Here is a 437-nt window from a genome sequence, read left to right on the forward strand (position 1 = left end):
CAAATCTACCGATGTTGCTTTAGGTACTTCCGATGTTGCTTTCCCAACACAAAATGCTGTTAAAACCTATGTAGATACTCAAGTAGGTACCATCACTACCGATGATGATATTTCTGCCGTTACTTTTGATGGCACTAACTTAAGTGTTACCGAAAGTGGTACTACGCTTTCTGCCGACCTTTCCGATTTAGAAGAATCTGCAGATATTACTGCGAATACCAACGCTATTACTAGCAACGATACCGATATTACAAATAATACTACTGCTATAAATAACGAGGTTACTCGTGCTACTAACGCGGAAGCTGTAAACACAACTGCAATTACTAGTAATGATGCAGATATTACGGCCTTGCAATCCGATAAAGAAGATACCGCAAACAAATCTACCGATGTTGCTTTAGGTACTTCCGATGTTGCTTTCCCAACACAAAATG

1 protein-coding gene is annotated in these 437 nt (G+C 39.6%); it reads left to right on the forward strand.

All coding sequences use genetic code 11. The features are described from left to right. Positions 1-437: hypothetical protein (locus tag Q0945_RS16060; protein ID WP_299436700.1), on the forward strand; the 437-nt coding region annotated here is incomplete at both ends.

Source organism: uncultured Maribacter sp., from assembly GCF_947500405.1.
Lineage (GTDB): Bacteria > Bacteroidota > Bacteroidia > Flavobacteriales > Flavobacteriaceae > Maribacter_B.